Here is a 3,145-nt window from a genome sequence, read left to right on the forward strand (position 1 = left end):
CCCCCCAACCCATCACGCAGTCCTTCGGTAACGAGGCGATGGTGAAACAGTTGGTGTACGGGCTCCTTTACTATGTCAGCGACCGCTCCGACCTTGAGGGAGCGCAAGGCGATCTCCAGGGCTTCCCGATCGTAATCCTCTTGAGCATGCTTAATAGATTCACTGTTTTGCCAACTACCCGCCTCTTCGACGTCACGGCAAACATCAGCAAGGCGAAGGTCTTCTCGAACTGTGTAAAACAAAATCTGACGGCCCGGATCACCGCATGCATAAAGCGGCACATCAACACGGTAGCCCGCATCGCGGAGCAGCTCGGCGTTGTAGTACTCCTCAATGGTTTTATCTTCACCCTCTTCATTGTGGTATTTGAAGAACAAGCGGCGACCGTCGACCAGCTCTACCACGCCATTTAAAGAGTTCAGGCTGTATTGGTCGCGGTTGATCTTGAGGTCCAGCGCGTGAGTGCCAATGACCTCAGTAACCAATTGCAGCAACTTGGTACGAGCGCCTTCCCAATCGCCTTGTTTAGCGAGTGTTCTAGCCTGCGCCGCTAACGGCTCCGACGTCTGATTCATATGGATTTCCTTCAAGAATTTCGCTGATCACATGGGCGCATCATTTGCCTTCGCGGATGATTTCTTTACGCAGCGGGGAAACAGCCAGAGCGTGAGCACTGAAGCCCTCGTAGACGGCAAAACCATGCGCTTGATCGGCCAATTCGTCGTACCCAGCACGAGTCACGTAACCAATTGAGATGCGCTTCATGTAGTCGAACACGGACAGTGGGCCAGCGGTCTTCGCCGCTCCGTTAGTCGGCAGCACAGCGTTAGGGCCGAGCACGAAGTTGCCAAGGGTCACAGGCGTGTAGTTACCCAGCAGGATTTCACCCGCGTTGCGAATCCGGGTCATCACTGCCATAGGCTCCTCAGACAAAATTTCCAAGTGCTCTGGCGCGTACTCGTTGACCCACTCCACGGCGGTATCAAAGTCTTTAGTCAACACAACGCCACCGTGCTCACCGCACAGCACGGTCTGGGAAAACTCAGCACGCTTGGGATCGAGCATGGCCCATAGACCAGGAAGAGCCGCGATCACGCCTTCAGCAACTTCACGACTATTGGTTACCAAGTAGGCCGACGAGTCCGGGCCATGCTCGGACTCAATGATCAGATCCAATGCCGCCAGTCTCGGGTTGGCAGTCTCATCAGCAAGCACAACACTTTCGCTAGGGCCAGCGGGTGTGCCTGGATCAATCAGGTGAGATAACTGACGCTTGGCAGCAACAACCCACGGTGAACCTGGGCCAACAATTTTCAGGCATTTCGGGACGGTCTGGGTTCCGTAGGCAACCGCAGCAACACCCTGCGCCCCGCCACATTTGTAGATTTCTTTGATACCGATCAGGCGCGCAGCCACCAGAGTTGCATCGTCTACCTTGCCATCCGGGCCAGGTGGAGTAATAACGATTGGACGAGGAACCCCGGCCACGATGGCTGGAATAGCGGTCATCAGCAGCACGCTTGGGAACGACCCTTTACCACGAGGGACGTAGCAGGCTACCGAGTCAATCGGTACGTGGCGGTCACCTGCAAACGCACCAGGGCGCATTTCCTTCAGCCACATCTCTTCAGGCTTCTGGGCAACGTGGAATGCACGGATATTCTCAGCAGCGTAGCGAATGGAGTCGATGACCTTCGGATCCATGCGCGCGAATGCTGCTTCAAATTCACTCTCTTCAGCCAGAATGGACATGTTCTCTGCTGTCACGCGATCAAAGTCTTTTGCAAAGCGAATGAGAGCTGCGTCGCCTTCGGCGTGTACAGCTTCAATGATTGGCTTGACCTTCTCGGTGAAGAAAGAGAGATCTGCTTCGGTGCGCTTGAAGAGTTCCGGTGGCAGACCATCAACGTTGGTCAGGTCGTGAAAAGTTGGTTGTTTCATCACATCACTCCAATCAAGTTTCAGTTATCTGTAGTTCACTAACTAGGCGTGAGCAGCCGCGTTGTGACGAATCATTCCAAGTACATGGCGTTGAATGTCGAGAAACTCAGGAAGATCACTCATCCCATCAAAGCGAGGTCGCTGAAGAGGAACATCAATAGTTTCCTTGATGTAACCTGCCCCCATGACAACAATTCTGTCGGAAAGATAGACCGCCTCCTCGACATCATGAGTAACAAACATCACAGTAAGTCGATGAGCCTCCCAGACCTGCGTCAAAAGCTCCTGCATTTGACGCCGGGTCATCGCGTCTAATGCACCAAAAGGCTCATCCATTAGTAAAATTTTTGGTCGATATGAAAGTGCACGAGCAATGGCTACTCGCTGCTTCATACCGCCAGATAGTTCTGTTGGGTATGCACCTGCGAAAGCGCTCAAATTCACCAGATCCAGATGTTCAAGTGCTATTTCTCGGCACTCTTTACCCTTTTTTCCCGCTGCTTTTAACGCAAACTCTATATTTTCCAACGCCGTTAACCACGGCAGCAATGTATACGCTTGAAATACTACGCCACGATCCATACCTGCACCGTCGATAGGGACGCCATCAACGGTAACATCGCCCGCATCAAAGTCTTCAAGACCAGCCGCAATGGAAAGTAGGGTACTTTTCCCGCAACCCGACATACCAACGATAGAAACAAACTCGTTATCAGCCAAGGTCAAACTGATGCCATCAAGAACTTTATTTTCTTGATTATTGAGCATGAAGCTTTTGTGAAGGTTCTGAATGGCTAACGTACTCACGACCGTCTCCTATTGTAACGGAACAACACTTTTTCACCGGCACGCATGGCTTGGTCGGTGATAAGGCCGAGAATACCCAAGAACAAGATGTAGCCGATGATGGTGTCGGTCTGGAAATAGCGCTGAGAAACGGTGATCCGGTACCCCAACCCTGAAGTCGATGCAACGAGCTCAGCCAGCACCAGCCATGTCCACGCCCAGCCAAGACTGACGCGCAATGCATCCCAGATTCCAGGCATCGCACTTGGAAGCACAATCTTCCAAAGGATCTTACGGTCACTCATACCCAGTGTTCGGCCCAAACCAACAAAATCTGTCGGCACGCGTTTCACTGAGTCCATGACCATCAAAACTTGCTGGAAGAACGTGCCCAACCAGATGATGAGAAATTTTTGGA

Annotated in this window: 4 protein-coding genes; all 4 read right to left on the bottom strand. The window is 52.3% G+C overall.

The features are described 5' to 3' along the window. The coding region (locus M0974_RS30425) for a hypothetical protein (RefSeq protein WP_297845647.1) at nt 1–575 on the bottom strand (575 nt) is incomplete at its 3' end. Between the two features lie 40 nt (nt 576–615). After that, the gene (gene hisD / locus M0974_RS30430) at nt 616–1,941 is read right to left on the bottom strand and encodes a histidinol dehydrogenase (protein ID WP_297845649.1); all 1,326 of its coding nucleotides are present in this window, start codon (nt 1,939–1,941) and stop codon (nt 616–618) included. 42 nt (nt 1,942–1,983) lie between these two features. Beyond that, nucleotides 1,984–2,748 (bottom strand): ABC transporter ATP-binding protein, encoded by a 765-nt coding sequence (locus tag M0974_RS30435; protein ID WP_297845650.1) that lies wholly within the window; start codon nt 2,746–2,748, stop codon nt 1,984–1,986. Then, the coding region (locus tag M0974_RS30440) for an ABC transporter permease (protein WP_297845651.1) at nt 2,745–3,145 on the bottom strand (401 nt) is incomplete at its 5' end. The genes M0974_RS30435 and M0974_RS30440, both read right to left, overlap by 4 nt.

Source organism: Pseudomonas sp., from assembly GCF_026224925.1.
Taxonomy (GTDB): Bacteria; Pseudomonadota; Gammaproteobacteria; order Pseudomonadales; family Pseudomonadaceae; genus Aquipseudomonas.